Below are 1,218 nucleotides of genomic sequence, written 5' to 3'. Positions count from 1 at the left end.
CCAAGACTCGTAGGGTGGGCATTGCTGATAAGTATCAAAATTGTTCGCTTATAAAATAAATGGGCAATGCCCACCAAGACCCAAAAGGCAATGGGTACCCTGGTTGGTGGGCATTGCTCAGGTGACTTTGGGCAGGTAGGCGAGTTGGAAAAAGGCTTTTCCCACCCTACAAGCTACTCTGGTTGGTGGGCATTGCTCAGATCAATTCCGGCAGGATTGGGGGTTGGTTTCAAGCAATGCCCACCCTACAAGCTACTCTGGTTGGTGGGCATTGCTCAGATCAATTCCGGCAGGATTGGGGGTTGGTTTCAAGCAATGCCCACCCTACAAAATGCTCTGGTTGGTGGGCATTGCTCAGGTGAATTCCAGCAGGGTTGGGGGTTGGTTTCAAGCAATGCCCACCCTACAAAAGCGTAAGCTGAACCAGACAAGAATCCTAGGGTGGGTCTTGCTCAGCAAGTTCAACATTAGTTAGCCTAGAAATTAAATCCGCAATGCCCAGCAATCCACAACCATGCCCGAATATCGTCGAGCCTATGTCCCAGGTGGAACCTTTTTTCTGACTCTGGTAACCTACGACCGCACCCCTCTGTTTTCCGAACCCGAAACAATTGCTTATTTGCGTGCTGCACTTGCTAAAACTCGCACTGAGAGACCTTTTGAAATTACTGGTGCAGTTGTTTTACCTGACCATATTCATTTCTTGTGGACTCTACCCCCAGGGGATACAGCTTATTCCTACCGGGTTTCTCGGTTTAAGGTGTTGTTTACGCGATCGCTACGGGGTAAAAAATTCAAGCCACAGAATGTATCGGCATCCCGTCGTAAACACAGAGAAAGTAATGTTTGGCAGCGCCGATTTTGGGAGCATGTGATTCGAGATGAATCTGACTTCCAACAGGCTTTAGATTATATTCATTACAATCCGGTTAAGCATGGGTTGGTATCTTGTCCTCATCGGTGGGAGTATTCGAGTTTCACCAGATGGGTTGAAACAGGTCAGTATCAGATCGATTGGGGTTGTTGTTGCTGGGGGAGACAACCATTAGTTCCAGATTTTTCGGAAATTGGAGCCAAGGTTGGTGAGTGAATTATCAACGGTTGGTGGCTAGACAATCGTAGGGTGGGCATTGCTGATTGAGATCATGATTGAAAACCGATCAATGAAATGGGCAATGCCCACCAATAATGACAATCGTAGGGTGGGCATTGCTGATT

The 1,218-nt window shown here is 47.5% G+C and carries 2 protein-coding genes; both read left to right on the top strand.

All coding sequences use genetic code 11. The features are described 5' to 3' along the window. Nucleotides 1-66: 66 nt before the first annotated feature. A complete protein-coding gene (locus F6K51_RS37700) occupies nt 67-417 on the top strand; it encodes a hypothetical protein (RefSeq protein ID WP_293031396.1) in 351 nt (116 codons plus the stop codon). Nucleotides 418-514: 97 nt separating this feature from the next. Further along, nucleotides 515-1,090, top strand: coding sequence for a transposase (locus F6K51_RS37695; RefSeq protein ID WP_075902257.1), 576 nt, complete (start codon nt 515-517; stop codon nt 1,088-1,090). The last annotated feature ends 128 nt before the right edge of the window (nt 1,091-1,218 follow it).

This window comes from Moorena sp. SIO3I8, assembly GCF_010692325.1.
GTDB lineage: Bacteria > Cyanobacteriota > Cyanobacteriia > Cyanobacteriales > Coleofasciculaceae > Moorena.
This window is presented reverse-complemented; position numbering and strand designations above follow the sequence as displayed.